Annotated in this window: 18 protein-coding genes; 5 read left to right on the top strand and 13 right to left on the bottom strand. The window is 70.5% G+C overall.

From position 1 onward, the window contains the following. The coding region (locus AB0B96_RS10655) for a hypothetical protein (protein ID WP_362897570.1) at window positions 1-314 on the bottom strand (314 nt) is incomplete at its 3' end. A gap of 195 nt (window positions 315-509) precedes the next feature. Between AB0B96_RS10655 and AB0B96_RS10650 the strand changes: the two genes are divergently transcribed. Beyond that, window positions 510-1,283, top strand: coding sequence for a hypothetical protein (locus tag AB0B96_RS10650; RefSeq protein ID WP_350949851.1), 774 nt, complete (start codon window positions 510-512; stop codon window positions 1,281-1,283). A 224-nt stretch (window positions 1,284-1,507) separates the two neighbouring features. Here the strand turns inward: AB0B96_RS10650 and AB0B96_RS10645 are convergent, their stop codons facing one another. The 10 genes from AB0B96_RS10645 to AB0B96_RS10600 form a co-directional block, all read right to left on the bottom strand. Next, on the bottom strand, window positions 1,508-3,259 hold the full coding sequence (locus AB0B96_RS10645; protein WP_362897568.1) for a DEAD/DEAH box helicase: 1,752 nt from the start codon (window positions 3,257-3,259) through the stop codon (window positions 1,508-1,510). A gap of 165 nt (window positions 3,260-3,424) precedes the next feature. Then, on the bottom strand, window positions 3,425-4,258 hold the full coding sequence (locus AB0B96_RS10640) for a hypothetical protein (protein WP_362897566.1): 834 nt from the start codon (window positions 4,256-4,258) through the stop codon (window positions 3,425-3,427). A gap of 99 nt (window positions 4,259-4,357) precedes the next feature. Next, a complete protein-coding gene (locus AB0B96_RS10635) occupies window positions 4,358-5,743 on the bottom strand; it encodes an MFS transporter (protein WP_362897564.1) in 1,386 nt (461 codons plus the stop codon). After that, window positions 5,740-6,504 carry a zinc metalloprotease gene (locus AB0B96_RS10630; RefSeq protein ID WP_362897562.1) on the bottom strand — a complete coding sequence of 255 codons (765 nt, stop codon included), beginning with the start codon at window positions 6,502-6,504 and terminating at the stop codon, window positions 5,740-5,742. Before AB0B96_RS10630 ends, AB0B96_RS10635 begins: the two co-directional genes overlap by 4 nt. 243 nt (window positions 6,505-6,747) lie before the next feature. Further along, window positions 6,748-6,999, bottom strand: a complete 252-nt coding sequence (locus AB0B96_RS10625) for a DUF3039 domain-containing protein (RefSeq protein WP_362504743.1) — start codon at window positions 6,997-6,999, stop codon at window positions 6,748-6,750. Between the two features lie 155 nt (window positions 7,000-7,154). After that, window positions 7,155-7,733: a YqgE/AlgH family protein gene (locus AB0B96_RS10620; protein WP_329091052.1), complete on the bottom strand. Its 579-nt coding sequence runs from the start codon at window positions 7,731-7,733 to the stop codon at window positions 7,155-7,157. 187 nt (window positions 7,734-7,920) lie between these two features. Then, window positions 7,921-9,333, bottom strand: coding sequence for an NAD-dependent malic enzyme (locus tag AB0B96_RS10615; RefSeq protein ID WP_350948599.1), 1,413 nt, complete (start codon window positions 9,331-9,333; stop codon window positions 7,921-7,923). A 178-nt stretch (window positions 9,334-9,511) separates the two neighbouring features. Next, window positions 9,512-10,450 (bottom strand): tetratricopeptide repeat protein, encoded by a 939-nt coding sequence (locus AB0B96_RS10610; RefSeq protein WP_362897560.1) that lies wholly within the window; start codon window positions 10,448-10,450, stop codon window positions 9,512-9,514. Window positions 10,451-10,496: 46 nt separating this feature from the next. Further along, window positions 10,497-12,164, bottom strand: a complete 1,668-nt coding sequence (locus tag AB0B96_RS10605; protein WP_350948597.1) for a methylmalonyl-CoA mutase family protein — start codon at window positions 12,162-12,164, stop codon at window positions 10,497-10,499. Window positions 12,165-12,589: 425 nt separating this feature from the next. After that, complete coding sequence (locus tag AB0B96_RS10600) at window positions 12,590-13,123, bottom strand: MarR family transcriptional regulator (protein ID WP_350948596.1); 534 nt, start codon at window positions 13,121-13,123, stop codon at window positions 12,590-12,592. A gap of 291 nt (window positions 13,124-13,414) precedes the next feature. On the opposite strand from AB0B96_RS10600, the gene AB0B96_RS10595 reads away from it, so the two are divergent. Together AB0B96_RS10595 and AB0B96_RS10590 are read left to right on the top strand one after the other, a co-directional pair. Next, on the top strand, window positions 13,415-14,830 hold the full coding sequence (locus AB0B96_RS10595; RefSeq protein ID WP_362897557.1) for a hypothetical protein: 1,416 nt from the start codon (window positions 13,415-13,417) through the stop codon (window positions 14,828-14,830). A gap of 55 nt (window positions 14,831-14,885) precedes the next feature. After that, window positions 14,886-15,563, top strand: coding sequence for a DUF4230 domain-containing protein (locus tag AB0B96_RS10590; RefSeq protein ID WP_350948594.1), 678 nt, complete (start codon window positions 14,886-14,888; stop codon window positions 15,561-15,563). A 160-nt stretch (window positions 15,564-15,723) separates the two neighbouring features. Here AB0B96_RS10590 and meaB read toward each other — a convergent pair whose 3' ends face one another. Further along, window positions 15,724-16,668, bottom strand: a complete 945-nt coding sequence (gene meaB, locus AB0B96_RS10585; protein WP_362897554.1) for a methylmalonyl Co-A mutase-associated GTPase MeaB — start codon at window positions 16,666-16,668, stop codon at window positions 15,724-15,726. Further along, complete coding sequence (locus tag AB0B96_RS10580) at window positions 16,665-17,852, bottom strand: acetyl-CoA C-acetyltransferase (RefSeq protein ID WP_362897552.1); 1,188 nt, start codon at window positions 17,850-17,852, stop codon at window positions 16,665-16,667. Before AB0B96_RS10580 ends, meaB begins: the two co-directional genes overlap by 4 nt. Before the next feature lie 83 nt (window positions 17,853-17,935). Between AB0B96_RS10580 and mce the strand changes: the two genes are divergently transcribed. Both mce and AB0B96_RS10570 read left to right on the top strand, forming a co-directional pair. Next, window positions 17,936-18,397: a methylmalonyl-CoA epimerase gene (mce, locus tag AB0B96_RS10575; RefSeq protein ID WP_350948591.1), complete on the top strand. Its 462-nt coding sequence runs from the start codon at window positions 17,936-17,938 to the stop codon at window positions 18,395-18,397. Window positions 18,398-18,554: 157 nt separating this feature from the next. Further along, window positions 18,555-19,835: a DivIVA domain-containing protein gene (locus AB0B96_RS10570; protein ID WP_362897549.1), complete on the top strand. Its 1,281-nt coding sequence runs from the start codon at window positions 18,555-18,557 to the stop codon at window positions 19,833-19,835. The last annotated feature ends 31 nt before the right edge of the window (window positions 19,836-19,866 follow it).

Below are 19,866 nucleotides of genomic sequence, written 5' to 3'. Positions count from 1 at the left end.
TTGACCTCAGCCTTGAACTCAGCGATGTCCTGCTTGACCTCAGCCTTGAACTCAGCGATGTCCTGCTTGACCTCAGCCTTGAACTCAGCGATGTCCTGCTTGACCTCAGCCTTGAACTCAGCGATGTCTTCCTTGACCTCGGCGAGCTCTTCCTTCGTGGCGCACTTCGCCACATCGAGCCGAATCTCGGCGACCTCCTGCCGGAGTCCGGCGACGTCGTCCTTGGTGGCGAGGGTGTCCATCCTCGCCATGATCTGCTCGAACATCGGAGCCACGTACTCCATGATCTCGGTACGGATCATCTCGGCCAACACTTGTCCTCTTTGAAAGCATTGCGGGGGAACCCGGTGGCGGGCCCGGGGTAGTGACAGCGACACGCTACCAGCGACGCCTACTCTGAGCATTCGAACGATTACCGGATCGGCATGGATGGGCAAACAGCACCATCACCGGTGGCGGCAGGAGTATCACGGAGAGTTGATACCTCTTACTACCGGTGGTGATCTCATATGTTCGTGCTCGGCGTCTCCTGGCTGATCCTGACCCCGCTGTGCCTGTGGAACCTGTTTCGCGGAGGGACGCTGGTACGGCTGACGAGCGTGCTCTCGCTGGTCGCGCTGGAGGCGGCCACGGTCTGGGCCACCACCGTCGTCCAGGTTCCCGCCCCAACTCCGATCACCGCGCTCCCGCGCCCGGCGGCCCTGACCGGCTCCCTGGCAGGCCCTCCGGCCGGATCCCGGATCGCCCCCCGGACCGAGTCCTGGATCCGGCCTCGGTCCCCGCTCGCGCCGTCCCGGGTGCCCGCACCGCTTCCGGACGCGGCGCGGCAGGGTATGTGGGACACGCGGGGAGCACAGGCGGTGCGAGGGGAGCGAGTGCCAGGCAACGGGCCCGGTGTCTCCTCCGGCAGGCGGGGCCTCTCCTGCCGTGGACGGATGCCCGCTCCCGAGCGGGTGCGGCTGGCTCGCCGTCAGGGCGCACCACGGGGCGTGACGCTCTTCTGGAAGGCCAGAGCCGACGAGTGCGACACCGCGACCGTGGTCCTGCACCACGAAAATCGCACGATCAAGGTCTGGATGCGGGAGGACAGGGCACGCAGACGCTCCTCCGGCGCCACCACGTGGCCCGTGAGCGTCGCCGGCGGCGTCGCCTCCCTGGAGGTGCCGCTCACGGTACCGGTGCGCGACACGGGGGCGTTCAGGGCGATCGACGGGCGGACCGGCAGGCCGATCGCCCTCGCCAGGCCGGGTCGCGTACCGGAGGAGCCGTCCACGGCCCGGTGAGTCCGGTGATCCAGGGCCCGGCTCGCCCGAACCGCTCGGCTCGCCGTTCAGGGCGACCCGTACCGCCCGGATCTCCGGACCGGGCGCACCCTCGTCAGGACGGGCCGCCGGGCCGAGGGTGCGCCCGGCGACCGGACCCGGATCGCCCCCCGGGGAGCTCTCGCCGGGGTGATCGAGGTCGAGTCACCGGATCAGACGGAAGGCCGCCCGACCCGGTGGCCGGGTCAGTGGGAGCGCTGGGTGGCCCAGTGGCGGATCTTGCCGATCCGCTCCTGGATCTGCTCGGCGGAGGCCTGCGCGATGGCGGGTCCGCCGCAGGCCCTGCGTAGCTCTGCGTGAATGACTCCGTGAGGCTGGCCGGTGCGGTGGTTCCAGGCGCCGACGAGGCCGTTGAGCTCCCTGCGGAGGTTGGCGATCAGCTCGTGCGGGGCGAGGTCCGGCTCCTTGGGCTCGGGATTTTTCCGCTTGGCCTTCAGCTGGTCGGACTGGCGCTTGCTCAGCAGGGTGCGGACCTGGTCGGGCTCCAGAAGGCCCGGCAGGCCGAGAAAGTCCTCCTCCTCGGGGGATCCGGTCTCCGCGGCACTGCCGAACTCGCCGCCGTCGAAGAGGACCCGGTCGAACGTGGCGACCGCCTCCAGGGTCTCGAACGGCAGCTCGTCGCCCACGACGTCGGGATTGTCCTTCTTACGCTGGGCGTCCTCCAGCAGGAAGTCGTCCAGCCCCTCCTCGGCGGGCTTGCGGTCGAGCACGTGGTCGCGCTCGGCCTCCATCTCCCCCGCCAGGCCCATCAGGGTCGGCACGGAGGGCACGAAGACCGACGCGGTCTCGCCCCGTTTACGGGCGCGGACGAAGCGTCCGACGGCCTGGGCGAAGAACAGCGGGGTCGAGATGCTCGTCGCGTAGACGCCGACGGCGAGGCGCGGGATGTCGACCCCTTCCGAGACCATCCGGACCGCGACCAGCCAGCGCTGCTCGGAGGCGGAGAACTCCTTGATCTTCTTGGAGGCCGTGGGGTCGTCGGAGAGCACGACCGTGGCGCCCTCTCCGGTGATGGTCCGGATGTGGCGGGCGTAGGCGCGTGCGGTCTCATGGTCGGTCGCGATGACCAGGGCACCGGCGTCGGGCACGCCCCTGCGCACCTCGGTCAGGCGCCGGTCCGCCGCCCGGAGGACCTGGCGGATCCACTCGCCCTTCGGGTCGAGTGCGGCCCGCCACGCCTGGCCGAGCTGGTCCTTGGTGAGCGGGGTGCCGAGGGTCGCGGCGATCTCGTCGCCCGCGCGGGTCCGCCAGCGCATCTCACCGGCGTAGGCGAGGAAGATGACCGGCCTGACGACGCCGTCGGCGAGTGCCGGGCCGTACCCGTAGGAGTAGTCGGAGACGCTGCGCCGGACCCCGTCGCCGTCCTCGGCGTAGGTGACGAAGGGGATCGGGTTGACGTCGGACCTGAAGGGGGTCCCGGTCAGGGCGAGGCGTCTGGCGGCCGGCTCGAACGCCTCCCGCACGCCGTCGCCCCAGGATTTCGCGTCGCCCGCGTGGTGGATCTCGTCAAAGATCACGAGCGTCTTGCGAGCCTCGGTGCGGGCGCGGTGCAGCGCCGGGTGCATGGACACCTGGGCGTAGGTGATGGCCACCCCGAGGTAGTCACGGGAGGTCGCGCCCTGGCTGTTCTTGAACTCGGGGTCGATCGCGATGCCGACCCTGCTCGCGGCGTCCGCCCACTGCTGCTTGAGGTGCTCCGTGGGTGTGACGATCGTCACAGCCCGGATGATCCCTCGTGACAGGAGGTCGCTGGCGATGCGGAGCGCGAAGGTCGTCTTGCCCGCACCCGGTGTGGCGACCGCGAGGAAGTCGCGCGGCGCACGGCTGGAGTACAGGTCAAAGGCCTCCTGCTGCCACGCGCGAAGCTTCGGCGCGGTGCCCCAGGCGGCACGGTCCGGATATGAGGGCGAGAGGTGGGATGCGGCGAAAGTGCTCACAGTGTCCCCAGGGTAATCTGCGCCGCCGACAAGACGTGCCGATCGGCCGAGATCCTCGCCAAGGTCGTCCCCTCGTGCTATTGGCCCGCGGAGCGGAGATCGTCGAATCGCGGAGCCTGCCTCGCGCGACGCCCGCTCAGCACGAGCAGCTCACCGCAGGCCCGCTCACCGCAGGCCCGCGATCACCGTGTCGATCTCGGCCCTCGACACGGGGTCGTCCGGCTGGGTCATCGCGACCACGACCACCGGGCGCTTTCCCGCCCCCGTGAGGAAGACCACACGCAGGTACGCCGGCCGGTTCACCACGTCCAGGTACTCCGCGCGCAGGGCTCGGGTGTGCCCGGTACGCGCGCCCACGGTGATCTCCGTGTCGTCCACGACCTTCACCTCGTCACCGTGGAGCAGGAGCCGCGCGTACAGGTCGCTGAGTTCGGTGGTGGTGGCGCGCGCGTCGTTCGCGGGCTCGGCGGGCATGACCATCACGGTCGTGTTGACGCCGTCGCCCGCGGCCGAGGTGAACTCCGTGACCGGCGGCACCGTACCGGTGAGCCAGCGCTCCGGCAGCGGGTAGCTCACCCCCGCGACCGGATCGTCCACCCGCTCCGGCGGCGGGGAGGGCAGTGCCCGCAGGGACAGTACGGCCACCACGGCGATGACGCCGGCACCGGCGGCCAGGGTGAGCAGTACGAGCAGCACACGGCGCAGGCGCCCGGGGCGACGCTCGGGAGGGGCGATGGGCGTGCCGTACCAGCGGGCGGAGGGCGGCAGGTCGTCGCCGGGCTCGGGGATGCGGGGAGGCCAGGTCAGACTGGAGCGGGCGTCGGACGGCTCCTCCTCCGGCGGCGGCCAGGGGCGGCGTTCGTCGTCGAGGTCCGGGTCGGTGGGCGGCCACACCTGATCCTCGGCCGCCCGCGCGGCCCTGCGGGCCCGCCTTGACCGGCGTCCCCCGCCACGGCCGGGCTCGTCGGGCGGGTCCGACCGGCGAGGTCGTTCGTGCACGGGACCTCCTCCCCGGCGGCGACGGTCCTACCGTCCTACCACGCATCGGGGGGCGTGACCCGGCTATGGGTGATCGCTGTTACGAGAGTGACCAATGAGTCATGAGATGTCCCTCATACGCCGGGCGACGACGACCCCGAAGAGGCCGATGGAGGCCATCAGGGCGACGATCGTGGTGTAGCCGGTGGCGATGTCGTCGTGGCCGATCAGGTTGACCAGGACTCCGCCGAAGCCGATGGTGATCGCGCTGCCCAGGGTGTCGACGACCTGGAGGGCGGCGGAGTTGGCGCCCTGCTCGGCGTCGGGCGACTGACGCATCGCGGTGACGTTGACGCTGGTCACGCCGATGCCCATGCCGAATCCCGCGATGACCCAGGCGGGCACGGTGACCCAGCCGCTGACCCCGGGCACGAGCGCGAGCAGGGTCGTCAGGATGCCCACGGTGATCGCGACGGCGCCGATCCGCACCAGCAGCGGCCTGTCGTACGAGCGGCGGGTCTGCAGGTAGGAGCCGCTGGTCCAGCCTATGGCGCCGAGGGTGAGCGCGACCCCCGCCCCGGCGACGGAGAAGCCGTGCACCTCGGTGAGGAGCAGCGGGATGAAGGCGTTGACCCCGAAGAACGCCGAGGCGAGCACGCCGCGCATCATGACCGTGGTGGGAAGGCCGCGGCCGAACCTGAGGGCACGGGGAGGCAGCAGTCTCGGCAGGCCCGAAGCGAGGAGGGCGAGCCCCGCGGCGGTGGCGATCCCTCCCGGTATCGGGGCCTCGTGGAGACGGCCCACCCCGTACAGCAGGATCCCGCCGCCGCACGCGGTGGCGGTGGCGGCCAGGGTCATCGCCAGCGGCCTGGAACGGGGTCCTGAGGAGGGCTCGGGCATCGGGCCGCCGACGCGCAGGGCGGGCAGGAGCATCACGAGGGCGGGGACGACCAGCGGCACGATGCCGTAGAAGACCCATCTCCATCCCGCGGTCTCGGCGATGATCCCGGTGAGACCCGGCCCGATCAGGGCGGGAAGCACCCAGGCCGCCGAGAGCGCGGCGAATATCCGGGGCCTGGTCGCCGGAACGTAGACCCGCGCGATCATCACGTAGATCGCGACGACGACGGCGCCGCCACCGAGGCCCTGTACGGCCCGCGCGACGATGAACAGTTCCTTGGACGCGGCGGCTCCGGCCATGACCATACCGGCGGTGAACAGCCCCACCCCGAGCAGGAACGGCCAGGCGTGCCCCCGCCGGTCGGACCAGAGCCCGGCGACGACGTTGGCGAGCAGACCGGCGATGAGGAAGGCCGAGAAGCTCACCCCGTACAGGTCGAGGGCGTCGAGGTCCGCGGAGACGGCGGGCATGACCGTGCTCACGGACATGCCCTCGAAGGCGATCAGCGTGACGACGAGCAGAATGCCCAGGGAGGCGGTCCGGTATTCGGGACCGAAGATCCGGGGGGATTCGTATGGAGCGTCGACTGTCTTCGGTGCTGTCACCCGTCAAGGGTAGTGTTCGCCCCCCGGCCTCGGTAGACGGCCCACATCTCCTGCATCCTGACGGCCTGGCCCACGGTGAACCCGGACATGCAGCGGTCGTCGGAGTAGTCCATGAAGTTGTGGATCGGGTCGGGTCCGCCGCCCTTGCAGGTGTCCTTGAGCAGCGGGCAGCCCTCGGTGGGCTGTCCCTCGGGCTCGGTGTCGGCCACGCCGTCGCCGGGCGGCTCGCAGCCCTTCTCGAAGGTGTGCAGCAGCCCGAGCCAGTGCCCGATCTCGTGGACGCCGGTGTATCCCCGGTCGAAGCTGCGCATCGCCCCGCCGGGCAGGCTCCGCCAGTCGACGACCACCCCGTCGAGGGCCGGCTCCTTGGCGTACCCGTGGGGGTAGGTGGAGTAGCCGAGCACCAGCTCGCCGAGCTGGGCGAGATAGAGGTTGAGGGTCTCGGGGCCGCCCCTGCGCATCCGCTTGATCATCCGCTCGTGGGTGACGGGCTCGCGGAACCAGGTCGCGCTGACGGTACGGGTGACGCCGTCCAGCCTGAACCGGATCCCGGTGTCCGCGCCACCGAGCCGCCCGGAGTAGGCGGCGTTGAGCGTGGTGATCTGGGCGCGTACGGCGGCGTCGGGCGCGCCGAGCCTGCCGTCGGTGAGGACGTGCACCCAGGTGGGCACGGTGATGGGGAGCGCGGGCCTGAGCGGGTTCGGCCCACGCCGCCCGCCTGCGGGCGCGAGGGACGGCGAGGGCGCGTGTCGCGGCACCACGGAGCGGGCGGCCCACCCGGAGGGATCGGGGGCACACCCCGGTGGCCCGGAGGCGGCGCTTCCCCGGCCGGGAACGACGGGAACAGGAGATGAGGCTCCCACCGTGAACAGGCATGCGGAAACAACGGCGATCGCACGCCGAAACATGGACTCCCCCGACAGATCCCAGGCGCTGGACGTTCGCCGCTCTCCGGCGGCATCCCGACCGTAACCTCATCTGTGGCGATCACCCATGAGCAACACTCACTCGTTGTTGCCGTCTTCGCCCTTCGGAAGTCCCGAGTAGATCTCCTTGCACTCCGGGCAGACCGGGAACTTCTGGGGGTCGCGGTTCGGCACCCAGACCTTCCCGCAGAGCGCGCGGACCGGGGCCCCGCTCAGCGCGCTCTCCATGATCTTGTTCTTCTCGACGTAGTGGGCGAAGCGCTCGTGGTCGCCGTCGCCGTGCGACAGGTCCGGGCGGACGTCGCTCTCAGGGAGAATCTTCGTACTCACCCTCGCGATTTTATGCCCGTACCGCCGCGCCCGGGGCACCGGCGGTCGGTCGGGCGCGAAACACGACCCATCGGCGCCGGAGCGACATCCCGGGATCGGCCGCCCGGGCGGTGATCCCGATGATCGTCCGGACCCGGCGGGTGCGGAGCGGAGGGCTAGTTCATCGAGGGGTCGTCGGGGCAGGTGGCCACGTAGGCGAGCTCGCCCCTCTGACGGCGCAGCACCGCCCGCCACAGCGACTCGGGCTCGTGGTGGAAGGTGTCGCCGGGCTCGGAGTCCACGACGTACCAGGCGCCCTCGCCGATCTCACTCTCCAGCTGCCCCGCCGACCATCCGGCGTACCCGGCGAAGATGCGCATCTGGGCGATCTCCCCGGCGAGGATCTCCGGCGGTGCGTCGAGGTCGACGGTGCCGAGCCTGGAGACGGCCGCGGTGCCCGCGTGCAACCGCCGCCAGCCGAGCGGTTCCTGCCCGCTCGGGACGGCGGCCAGCGCGAGGGCGCTGTCCGTCTGGACGGGACCGCCCTGGAACAGCACGGACGGGCCGGTGACCATGGTGTCCCAGGTGGGGAGCACCTGGGTCACCGAGATGTCGCTCGGTCTGTTGAGCACTACGCCCAGGGTGCCGCCGTCGAGATCGTGTTCCAGCACCAGGACCACGCTGCGCCGGAAGTTGGGATCCTCCAGCTGCGGGGTCGCCACCAGAAGCCCACCGACGTAGATCGCCTCCGCCATGCCTCCATAATGAGGGGTGAACCCCCTTTCGCGCTGCTCCACCCGCTGTTCCGATGGTTCGGACCCCGCTCAGTGTCACGTGACGCGCATGTGAGGGCACCGCGCGAGACGAGAAGGGCGGCCGGAGCGGAAGAGGAGGGCCTCCAGGCCTCCTCTTCCGCCCCCGCCGTGCCCCTGGACCGCGCGGTCACGCCTCCGTCATGCCCGTACGTGCCCGGCCACCGGCCGACTCGCGCACGGCCGCCGCGACGGCGCCCGACACGTCCGGGTGGAAGACGCTGGGGATGATGTAGTTGGGACCGAGCTCCTCGGGGGTCACCACGGCGGCGAGCGCCTTGGCCGCGGCCAGCAGCATCTCCTGGCTGACCACGGTGGCCTGGGCGTCGAGCAGACCGCGGAAGACGCCGGGGAAGGCGAGCACGTTGTTGATCTGGTTCGGATAGTCGGAGCGGCCGGTGGCGACCACGGCCGCGTACTCGCGGGCGTCGTCGGGCGAGATCTCCGGCTCGGGGTTGGCGAGCGCGAAGACCACGGCGTCCTTCGCCATCGAGGCGATGTCGTCGCCGTTGAGGATGCCGGGCGCGGACACGCCGATGAACACGTCGGCCCCCTTGACCGCGCCGCGCAGGTCACCGGAGTAGCCCTCGGTGTTGGTGTGGTCGGCGATCCACTGGAGCGAGTCGTCCAGGTCCTGGCGGCCGCGGTGCACGGCGCCCAGGTAGTCGCAGACGACCACGTTGCGGGCGCCCGCCGCGAGCAGCAGGCGCAGCACCGCCGTACCGGCCGCGCCCGCCCCCGCCAGGGCGATACGGACCTCGCCCAGATCCTTGCCGACCACGCGCAGCGCGTTGGTGAGCGCGGCCAGCACGCAGATCGCGGTGCCGTGCTGGTCGTCGTGGAAGACCGGGATGTCCAGCAGGTCGCGCAGCCGCCGCTCGACCTCGAAGCAGCGCGGGGCCGAGATGTCCTCAAGGTTGATGCCGCCGAAGCCGGGGGCGATGATCTGCACCGTGCGCACGATCTCGTCGACGTCCTGGGTGTCCAGGCAGATCGGCCAGGCGTCGATGTCGGCGAACCGCTTGAACAGCGCGGCCTTGCCCTCCATCACGGGGAGCGCGGCGGCCGGGCCGATGTTGCCCAGGCCGAGCACCGCCGAGCCGTCGGTGACGACGGCGACGGTGTTGCGCTTGATGGTGAGGCGGCGGGCGTCCTCGGGGTTGCGGGCGATCGCCATGGAGACCCGGGCGACGCCGGGCGTGTAGGCCATGGAGAGCTCGTCACGGTTGCGCAACGGCACCTTCGACCGCATCTCGATCTTGCCGCCGAGATGCATGAGGAAGGTCCGGTCCGAGACCTTGTGGATGACGACGCCCTCGACGCCCTCCAGCTTGTCGACGATCGCCTGCGCGTGATCGGTGTCACGCGCGGCACAGGTGACGTCGATGCGCAGCGTTTCATGTCCGGCCGTGGTCACGTCGAGCGCGGTGACCACACCTCCGGCGGACTCTACGGCGTGGGTGAGCTGGCTGACGGCGTTGCCGCCCGCGGGCACCTCGAGACGCACGGTGATGGAGTACGACACACTCGGCACGGTGGCCACAGCCAATCCGCTCCTTTGCGACTGACTTTGGTTGGGATGCCTTCCATCGTGCCATCCCGTCGTGGGTGAGCGCGCCTGTGTCGGCCGACCTGCACATATAGATGCGGTCACGACATACTTCACGCCGCCCGGCCCCCGCCGAGGAGACGTGAGCCGGGCTCCGAGGGCCGTCGATCGCTCAGAACAGGGCGCTGGCCAGGTTTCTGCGGGCCCTGCCGATGGACGGGTCGTCCCCGGGGAGCGTGTCGAACAGCCCGAGCAGGTGCACCCTGGCCGTGTCTCGGTCGGCGCCCGAGGTGCGGCGCACCACGTCGACGAGCCGGTCGAAGGCCTTGTCCACCTCGCCGGAGAGCATCTCGAAGTCGGCGGCGAGGAGCTGGGCCTCGACGTCGGCGGGGTCGGCCAGCCGGCGCTGCACATCGGCGGGGTCGACGTCCTGGGTGCGGCGGATCAGGCCGAGCCCGGCCAGGCCCAGTTTGGCGTCCTGGTTGTTCGGCGAGCGGGCCAGCAGCCGCTCGTACGCGGCCACCGCGCCGTCGAGGTCGCCGGCGTCGATCGCCTGCTCGGCGGCGAGCACGTCCGGGTCGACCGGGGGCTCCTGCGGCTGCGGCTCCTCACCTGCCGCGGCCTCCTCACCGGGGGGCGGGAGATACTGGGCAAGCGCCTCCATCAGCTGCGACAGCCAGTCGCGCAGCTGCGGCTCGGTGGCGATGCCCGGGACGACGGCCACCGGCTGCCCCTGGAAGATGGCGTACAGGGCGGGCACGTTCTGCACCCGGAGCGCCTGCGCGATCTGAGGGCTGAGCTCGACGTCGACCCTGGCCAGGACCCACCGGCCGGCGTTCTCCGCGGCCAGTTTCTCCAGCAGCCCGCTGTACTGCTTGGCCTGCTCGGCACGGGTGACGGTGAGCTCCAGCAGCACGAGGCCGTTCATGGAGCGTTCGACGACCTCGGTCGCGAAGTTGGCGTCGTCGACGTCGATGACCGGCGCCGGAACACCGCCGGTTTCCTGCGCGGCGGTCTCCCGCCGCGCCTGTGCCTCAAGTGCCTGCTTGCGAGCGCCGAGATCGACGGCGCCGTAGAGCGATCCGGGTCGAGTGAAGTCCGCTGGGCTCATGACTCCAATCCTGCCGCATCCCGGCCGGTGCCCCGACGCGCCACCGCTAGAAGCGGGCAGGTTCGGTGTATACGCCCCATTCGTCGCGCAGTGCGTCGCAGATCTCGCCCAGCGTCGCCTCGGCCCTGACCGCGTCGAGCATGGCGGGGATCATGTTGCCCTCCCCCTTCGCGACCTGTGTCATCGCGGCGAGGGCGGCGTCCACGGCCGCCTGGTCACGGGTGGCTCGGCGCTCGGCCAGGACGCGGTTCTGCTCGCGCTCGACCTCGTGGCTGACCCGGAGGATTTCCAGCGGCTCGTCGATGGAGGCGGTGTGACAGTTCACCCCGACGATCCTCTTCTCGCCCTTCTCCAGCTTCCGCTGGTAGTCGAAGGCCGCCTCGGCGATCTCGGACATGAACCAGCCGTCCTCGATGCCGCGCAGGATGCCCGAGGTCATCGTGCCGTCCGAGCCCATGTCCCTGATCCTCGTGAAGATCGCCTCGGCCTCGGCCTCCAGCCGGTCGGTCAGCGCCTCCACGTACCAGGACCCGCCGAGCGGATCGGCGACGTTGACGATCTCGGTCTCCTCCATGAGCACCTGCTGGGTGCGCAGCGCGATCTCGGCCGCCTTCTCCGAGGGCAGCGCGAGGACCTCGTCGAGCGCGTTGGTGTGCAGCGAGTTGGTGCCGCCGAGCACCGCCGCGAGCGCCTCGACCGCGGTGCGCACCACGTTGTTGTACGGCTGCTGCGCGGTCAGCGACACCCCGGCCGTCTGGGTGTGGAAGCGCAGCCACTGGGCCTTGTCGGTCTTCGCGCCGTAGACGTCGCGCAGCCACCGCGCCCAGATCCGCCGGGCGGCCCTGAACTTGGCGATCTCCTCGAAGAAGTCGATGTGGGCGTCGAAGAAGAAGGACAGACCGGGGGCGAAGACGTCGACGTCCAGGCCGCGTGACAGGCCCAGCTCCACGTAGCCGAACCCGTCGGCCAGCGTGAAGGCCAGCTCCTGCGCGGCCGTGGACCCCGCCTCGCGGATGTGGTAGCCGGAGACGCTGAGCGGCTTGTACGCGGGGATCTCGGCGGCGCAGAACTCCATCAGGTCGCCGATGAGCCGCAGGTGCGGCTCGGGGGCGAACAGCCACTCCTTCTGGGCGATGTACTCCTTGAAGATGTCGGTCTGCAGGGTCCCGTTGAGCTTCCCGACGGGCACCCCCTGCCGCTCGGCCGCGACGACGTACATGCAGAAGATCGGGACGGCGGGGCCGCTGATCGTCATCGAGGTGGTGGTCTCGCCGAGCGGGATGCCGTCGAAGAGCAGGTCCATGTCCAGCGCGGAGTCGATCGCCACACCGCAGTGGCCGACCTCGCCGAGCGAGCGCGGGTCGTCGGAGTCGCGGCCCATCAGCGTCGGCATGTCGAAGGCGACGCTCAGCCCGCCACCTCCCGCGCCGAGGATCATCTTGTAGCGCTCGTTGGTCTGCTTGGCGTTGCCGAATCCGGCGAACTGCCGGATGGTCCACGCCTTGCCCCGGTAACCGGTGGGGTGCAGGCCGCGCGTGAACGGATACTCCCCCGGCCAGCCGATGCGCTCCATGCGCGGATCGCCGCCCTCGGGGCCGTAGACCGGGTCCACGTCGATCCCGGAGAGGGTGCGGAATTCCGCCTCGCGCTTGCGCGCCCCGTCGAAGCGCGCCTGCCAGCGCGCCCGCCCCGCCTCGACTCGCTCAGCGTCCATGGCCGACTCCCTTGTATGGCATGTGGCTTCTTATCCGGCTTGTGGCCTCATCCAGATACTAGGACGTCCTAGTAATTCTTGACCAGGCGCGGGGGGCGTCGCCAACCAACCCGTGAGCCCATGCTGGCGACTGGACCGAGAAAAGGGAGGTCGCGAGAAACGAGCGACCTTCCTCGACGAGGGAAGGAACCGGACAAGAGCGGCCTCACCGCGACGCCCCAGCATCCCCGACAACACGAACCGGACAAGAACAACCTCGCCGCACCGCCCCAGCGTCCCCACTGGCGGGACTCCCCGTGAGGCCGCGCCGGCGACTGGACTGAGGAGAGGGAGGTCGTGAGGAACGAGCGATCTTCCTCGACGAGGGAAGGAGCCGGGTAAGAGCGGCCTCACCGCGACGCGTTAGCGTCGCCAACAGCACTGCATCAATACTGAAAGTCGCCGGCCGCCACGCGTAGCGTCCTGAACAGGTCGAACATCTGCTCCAGCTTCGCCTCGTCGTACATCGGCATGGCGAAGTCGGCCGCCATCAGGTCGGCCGTCGCCCGTCCGACGGTCTCGCGGCCCTCACCGGTGATCTCGGCGAGCACGCCCCGGCCGTCACGGGGATTGGGCAGGCGCCGCACCAGACCGGCACGTTCCAGACGGCTCACGGTGTTGGTCACACTCGTGGGGTGGACCATCAGACGCTCGCCGATCTTGGAGAGCGGCAGCGCCCCCGTCCTGCTGAAGGTGAGCAGCACCAGCGCCTCGTACCGGGCGAAGGTCAAGTCATGCGGTTTGAGCAGCGTGTCCAGTTGCGACAGCAGGATCTGGTGCGCTCTCATGATCGATGTGACGGCGGCCATGGCCGAGGAGGGCCCGAAGTGAACGCGCCACGTCTCCGCGGCACGTTCGATGGGGTCAAACGGGAGATTCAGCTGACCTGTAACCACAGGGCTACGGTAGCGCGGCCTCATCCCGATTCGCCCGTATACGTAGAGTCACCGCGCTGATGGCTTCACCAAGAACCCGGACGCCAAACGTCACGCTCCGTTATGGTTCCCACATCGAATGGTGAGGCCGTGGCCAAGTGGCCACGATGACTCAGTCCGGCCTGCGGGGGACGCGAGCCGGACCGGCGCCGAGGGGACCGGCATCCGCACATTCACGGCACGGGGGGTGCTTCATGAACGACAACTCAACGGCGTTCGAACGCCGGACAGACCTTGACCGCATCGACGCGGCGTGGGCTCTCACCACGCCCACCGGTGCGTGAGCACGGGGGCGTTTCACGCGAGGAACTCCAGCAGAGCGGGTTGATGGCCGTCGCCGTCCTGCTCGTGCTCGGGGTGGTCGCGGCGTGGAGCGTCCTGGTTCCCGGGGTCAGCGCGTGGGAGAACATCGTCGTCGCGGTGATCGGCTCACTCCGGCTCACCGGCCCGGTGGCGGCCGCGTTCGCCGCCTGGGTGGCGGTGCGCAGACGGCGCGGGACGCGTGGGGGGGCGATGAGCCCGTGGCAGGCGGTACGGGCACCACTCGCGATCCTGGTGGTGGCGGGAGGCGCGTTCACCGCCACTGTCCTGGTCCTCGCGGTCAGAACCATGATCACAGAGCAGGCCGGGCGGCTGCTGCCCAGCGGTCTGGTGATGGGGGCGGCCGGGCTCGCGCTGTACGTCGTCATCGGCTGGGTGATCGGCTGGCTGATGCCCTGGACGATCACACCGGCCCTCGCCGGGCTCGGCTGCTACAGCCTGTTCACCTGGCTGTGCCAGGGGCCGACCTGGGGTGACCGGCTCGCCCCCGCCACGCGGGAGCCGTACGACCCGTTCCAGGGGTTGAACGCGGCGGCGTTCACCGACCAGACGCTCTGGCTGGTGGGGATCAGCTCGGCGCTGCTGCTCGGCTGGGCGGCGGTCGTGACGCGCCAGGCCCTGGTGCTGGCCGCGGCGCTGATCGCGGTGCTCGCCGCCGGGACCGGTATGGCCAGGCTGTTCACCGAGCCGCAGCCGGTCTCCGCCCAGCAGGTCGTCTACAGCTGCCAGGAATGGCCGATCATGGTGTGTGTGCACCCGGGCATGCGCGCCGGCCTCCCCGAGCTGGGCTCGGAGTTCATCAAGATCGCGTCTCGGCTGGCCGGGACGCCCGGGGAGTTCTCCCGGGTGGAACAGCATCCCAGGCGCGACAGCCCTCCCGCCTCCGCGGGCGTGATCGCGATCCATGTCGACGACCTGGCGGCCGGTTTCGCGGAGAAGGCCGCCGACGAGTTCGTCGACGGCCTGGCCGCCCGGTGCGGCTCCGGTCCCGCGTCGGGTTACCGCGACATCGTGACCGCGTGGCTGCGTGGCGAGCCGCTTCCCGGCGGGCCGCTTCCCGAGCACCGGTATGCCGCGGCCTGGTTCTCCGGCCTCACGGACGTCCAGCGGCGCGACTGGCTCCGCCTCCACTACACCGACTTCACCGACTGCCGGCTACAAAGCACTCACTTCGGCGGCCAGGCCGGACAGACCTCCCAGACAGGGCAGAGCGGGCAGGGTGCGGGGGGCGCCTCGACCGGCCCCGAACCGCGGCCGGGCACCGTCCACCAGGCACCCGGCGTTCCCCCCGCCCCCGGAGTGATCACCCCGACCGGCCCCTGGCGCGCCCCCTTCGCGGAACGGGGCGCGCCGCCCTCTCCCCGGGGGTAGGAAGATCGGCATAGGCTCCGCGTGAGAAGGTCACCGTGCGGGGAAGGAAAGCGCCGTGAAAGCCTCCCAAGAAGCTCCGCCCGCGGCGCCCCCTACGGCGCGCCGCGGGCGTTTCTGGCGTTTTCTCGCCGGGCTGCTCGTCGTCGTGATCCTTCTCGTCGTCGGCGCACGCCTCGCCTGGTCGTGGCTGAACCCGTTCGGTGAGGAGACGATCGACCGCAGCCAGCCCGTGCTGCTGGAGTCCATCCACAACCTCAGCCGCTTCGAGGCCGCCACCGGCAACTTCCAGGTCGTGGTGGACCTGGAGAAGGACGCGGCCTTCCTGCCCGACGCGATCAAGGGCAGCAGGACCCTCTTCGTCGGCGCCGGCGGTGTCGACGCCTACGTCGACTTCGGCGGCATCGCCGGCAACGCCCTCACGGTCTCCCCCGACCGCACCGAGGTCACGGTGAAGCTGCCCCGCGCCCAGCTGGAGAAGCCGAACATCGACAACAAGCGCTCGTACGTCTACGCCCAGCAGCGCGGCCTCTTCGACCGGGTCGAGGATCTGCTGTCCTCCTCCCCCGCCGACCAGCGGGAGCTCTACATGCTCGCCGAGAAGAAGATCGCCGAGGCCGCCCAGGCCAGCGACCTGCGCAACCGGGCCGACCAGAACACCAAGATCATGCTTGAGGGCCTGCTGAAGGGCCTCGGCTTCGAGAAGGTCACCGTCAAGTTCGCCGACGAGACCTGAGCCCCGGAGCCGTGATCTCGATCCCCCGGATCGGGCATGTGCCACGGCCGCCGGATCGCGGGGTCCCAAGGACGAGGTTCGGACCACGGGATCCGAAGTCCGGATCACGGTCCCGCGCGGCTCGGTAACCGGTTCGGTGCCCGAGGCGCGCGGGTCTCGCTCAGCCCGTGGCGGCCAGGAGCTCGTCCGCCGCGGTGTAGGGGTCGAGTTCTGAGTCCAGGACGCGGGTGGCGAGGGCGTCGAGGCGCCGGTCGCCGTGCAGGTGGGCGAAGCGGGAGCGCAGGGCGGTGAGGGCGATCGCCTCGATCTCGTCCCTCGCCCTGGCGTGACGGCGCCGGACGAGCTCCCCCGACGCCTCCAGATAGGCCAGGTGGTCGCCGAGGGCGTCGACCACCTCCTCGCCTCCCTCACCTCTGGAGGCCACGGTCGGTACGATCGGCGGCCTCCAGGGCCGCTCGACCAGGGCGATCATGTTGCGGAGCTCGCGGACGGTGGCCTGGGTGCCCTCGCGGTCGGCCTTGTTCACCACGAACACGTCGGCGATCTCCAGGATGCCCGCCTTCGCCGCCTGGATGCCGTCGCCCATCCCCGGGGCGAGCAACACGACGGTGGTGTCGGCGAGCGAGGCGATGTCGACCTCCGCCTGCCCGACCCCGACGGTCTCGACGAGGATGACCTCGCAACCGGCCGCCTCCAGGACACGCAGCGCCTGAGGCGTGGCCCACGACAGCCCTCCCAGGTGGCCCCGGCTCGCCATCGACCTGATGAACACGTCCGGGTCGGTGGCGTGGTCCTGCATCCTGACCCGGTCGCCCAGCAGCGCCCCGCCGGTGAACGGTGAGGACGGGTCGACGGCGAGCACGCCGACCCGCATGCCCCGCTTGCGGAACGCGTGGACCAGCATTCCGGTCGAGGTGGACTTGCCGACGCCGGGAGAGCCGGTGAGCCCGATGATCCGTGCCCGGTGCGGCCGGTCGGCGCAGAGCAGCTCGGTGATCTCCCGCAACCTCGGGGAGCCGTTCTCGACCATGGAGATCAGCCGGGCCACAGCCCGCGGCCTTCCCTGGCGCGCCATCGCGACCAGGTCGGAGACCTCCGCGATCATGCCGAGGGTACGCGGATGATCAGGGCGTCGCCCTGCCCGCCGCCACCGCAGAGCCCCGCCGCCCCGAGGCCGCCGCCCCTGCGCCTGAGCTCGTGGGCGAGGGTGAGGACGATGCGGGCGCCGGAGGCGCCGATCGGGTGGCCGACGGCGATGCCGCCGCCGTTGACGTTGACCCTGTCGAGGGGAACGCCGAGTTCCCTCGCCGACTGGAGGACGACCTGCGCGAAGGCCTCGTTGATCTCCAGCAGGTCGAGGTCGCCGACCTCCAGGCCCTGCTTCGCGAGAGCGTGCCTGATCGCGTTGGCCGGCTGGGACTGGAGCGAGTTGTCGGGTCCGGCGACGTTGCCGTGCGCGCCGATCTCGGCCAGCCAGTCGAGGCCGAGCTCCTCGGCCTTGGCCTTGGACATCACGACCACCGCGCAGGCACCGTCGGAGATCTGCGAGGCCGATCCGGCGGTGATCGTGCCGTCCTTGGCGAACGCGGGCCGCAGCCGCGACAGGACCTCGACGGTGGTGTCGCCGCGCACCCCCTCGTCGGCGGAGAAGACCACCGGCTCGCCCTTGCGCTGCGGGATGGACACCGGCACGATCTCGTCGTCGAGCGTCCCGTTCTTGATCGCGGCGGCGGCGAGCCCGTGGGAGCGCGCGGAGTATTCGTCCTGCTCCTCGCGGGTCAGGCCGAAACGCGCGTTGTGCCGCTCGGTGGACTCGCCCATGGCCACCTGGTCGTAGGCGTCGGTGAGGCCGTCGTAGGCCATCGAGTCGACGATGTCCGCGGAGCCGTACTTGACGCCCCTGCGCAGGCCGGGCAGCAGGTGCGGGGCGTTCGACATGGACTCCATGCCGCCCGCGACCACGATGTCGAACTCGCCGGCGCGGATGAGCTGGTCGGCCAGGGCGATGGCGTCCAGGCCGGAGAGACATACCTTGTTGATCGTCAGGGACGGCACGGTCATCGGGATGCCCGCCTTGACGGCGGCCTGGCGGGAGGGGACCTGACCGGCACCCGCCTGGAGCACCTGCCCCATGATCACGTACTGCACGGCGTCGGGAGCGACGCCGGAACGCTCCAGCGCGGCCTTGATGGCGATGCCGCCGAGCTCGGCGGCCGACAGGCCGGACAGCGAACCGAGCAGCCGTCCGATGGGGGTACGAGCTCCGGCGACGATGACGGAACCAGACATAAGTGGGGCCTCCCTGACGGGACTTGGAGCGACTTTGCCACCATACCCATGAGTACATCGGCGACCCCATGGAGGATGACCCCATGTTCATGCGCATCGATCATGTAGGAATCGCCTGCCACGACCTTGAGGAGAAGATCGCTTTTTTCGAGCAGACCTTCGAGCTCACGGTGGTGGCCCGCGAGGTGAACATCGAGCAGGGAGTGAAGGAGGCGATGCTGCGCATCGCCGACGGCGAAGGCGGTGGATCGTATATCCAGCTTCTCGAACCGCTCGGCCCCGACACGCCGGTCGGCAAATTTCTCGCGAAGCGCGGGGAAGGTGTCCATCATGTCGCCTTCGGCGTTCCGGATGTCGTGCAGGCGATGGACAAGATCGGCGGCAAGGGGGTCCGGCTGCTCGACGAGCGACCGCGCCACGGCTCCATGGACTCTTCCATCGCCTTTCTTCACCCCAAAGACGTCGGGGGAATGCTCACCGAACTCGTACAGGCCCCGGAAAGGCACGCCAAGCCCACCCCGAATGCAAGAAACGCTGATACGTAACAAGTCGCGCATAAAGTCGGACGAGACCGCCAACTCGGCAACGGCGGAGTACGCTGGCGTACCACCGGACGTGGATCCCGCCCCGGCTCCCGCTTCGGATGCCTGAAACCCCCGTCCGGCCCGTGTAGCCGTCTCGACAACCCAGGATCGAGCCTCCATGCAGTCCGACATCGATGCCCAGCTCAACAATTTCTTTGAAGACGCCCCCGCTCGGGAATTCGACGTGGTGCTTCGTGGCTATGACCGGCACCAGGTCCACGACCATCTGAAGCAGCTCGACGGCGAGCTCCGGCAGTCCCGGGAGCAGCTCCAGGGCCTGCAGCGGGAGCTGTCCGACTCACAACGTCAGCTCCAGGAGCAGGAGCGACCGACCTACTCCGGGCTCGGCGCCCGGATCGAGCAACTCCTCCGCCTGGCGGAGGAGCAGGCGACCGAGCTGGTCCAGGCCGCGAGGGCCGAGGCGAACGAGATCAAGGCGGCGTCCAAGGTCGAGGCCGCCGACCTGCGCGCCGCCGCGGAGAACGAGGCGGCCGAGAAGCGCGCCCTCGCCACCCGCGAGGCCGACGAGATGCGCACCAGCGCGGAGCGCGAGGCCGAGGAGATCCGCTCGACCGCCCGCCGCGAGGCCGACGAGCTGACCGCCACCACCGAGCGCGAGGTCTCCAAGCTGCGCGCCACCGCCGACCACGAGGTGGCGGAGAAGCGCGCCGACTCCGAGCGCGAGATCGCCAAGCTGCGCACCACCACCGAGCGCGAGGTGGCCCAGCTGCGCGCCTCGACCAAGCGCGAGCGCGACGAGGTCCTCACCACCGCCAAGCGCCAGGCCGACGAGATGCGCGCCCAGGCCCAGCGGGTGCTTGAGGAGTCCGAGGCGAAGCGGGCACAGGACGAGGCGGAGTTCGAGATCCAGCTCGCCGCCCGGCGCGAGGAGGCCGAGCGCCAGGAGGCCGAGCGCCACGCCAACGCGCAGGCCGCGGCCCAGCAGCTGACCGCCACCGCCGAGCAGCGCGCGGCCACCGCCGAGCAGCGCGCCACCAAGGCCACGCAGCAGGCCGAGCAGACCCGTCGCGAGGCCGACACGCACGCCAAGCAGTTGCTGGCCAACGCGCGCAAGAACGCCGACCAGGTCGTCTCCGAGGCCAAGGCGAGCGCCGAGTCCATCGTCTCCGAGGCCAAGGCGGAGTCCGAGCGCAGCCGCTCGGTCGCCCAGCGCCAGGTCGACGAGCTGACCCGCCAGCGCGACAGCATCACCAGCCACCTCGCGCAGCTGCGCCAGCTGCTCGGTGGCGCACCGCTCCCGGCCGCCGACCCGGAGCCCGCGATCGCCGCGGCACCGCCGAAGCCGGCCATCCCCGCCGCCAACGGCGCCGAGAAGCCGGTTCCCGCGCCCGCGAGGACCGAGACGAAGGACGACGACGCGGAGTGGTGGCAGGAATAGGCGGCCGCTGACTCCGGGGCGTTCGCGACGG

Origin of the sequence: Streptosporangium sp. NPDC049046, assembly GCF_040649155.1 — a bacterium.
Classification (GTDB): domain Bacteria; phylum Actinomycetota; class Actinomycetes; order Streptosporangiales; family Streptosporangiaceae; genus Streptosporangium.
The sequence above is the reverse complement of the archived record's forward strand: the minus strand, read 5'-3'. Positions and strand labels throughout refer to the sequence as shown.

Bases quoted from the DNA above. Each gene is read 5' to 3' on its own strand.
- AB0B96_RS10605 (WP_350948597.1), bottom strand. From the start codon at position 12,164: ATGGACGCTGAGCGAGTCGAGGCGGGGCGGGCGCGCTGGCAGGCGCGC.
- AB0B96_RS10570 (WP_362897549.1), top strand. From the start codon at position 18,555: ATGCAGTCCGACATCGATGCCCAGCTCAACAATTTCTTTGAAGACGCC.
- AB0B96_RS10600 (WP_350948596.1), bottom strand. From the start codon at position 13,123: ATGAGGCCGCGCTACCGTAGCCCTGTGGTTACAGGTCAGCTGAATCTC.
- mce (WP_350948591.1), top strand. From the start codon at position 17,936: ATGTTCATGCGCATCGATCATGTAGGAATCGCCTGCCACGACCTTGAG.
- AB0B96_RS10610 (WP_362897560.1), bottom strand. From the start codon at position 10,450: ATGAGCCCAGCGGACTTCACTCGACCCGGATCGCTCTACGGCGCCGTC.
- AB0B96_RS10650 (WP_350949851.1), top strand. From the start codon at position 510: ATGTTCGTGCTCGGCGTCTCCTGGCTGATCCTGACCCCGCTGTGCCTG.
- meaB (WP_362897554.1), bottom strand. From the start codon at position 16,668: ATGATCGCGGAGGTCTCCGACCTGGTCGCGATGGCGCGCCAGGGAAGG.
- AB0B96_RS10620 (WP_329091052.1), bottom strand. From the start codon at position 7,733: ATGGCGGAGGCGATCTACGTCGGTGGGCTTCTGGTGGCGACCCCGCAG.
- AB0B96_RS10580 (WP_362897552.1), bottom strand. From the start codon at position 17,852: ATGTCTGGTTCCGTCATCGTCGCCGGAGCTCGTACCCCCATCGGACGG.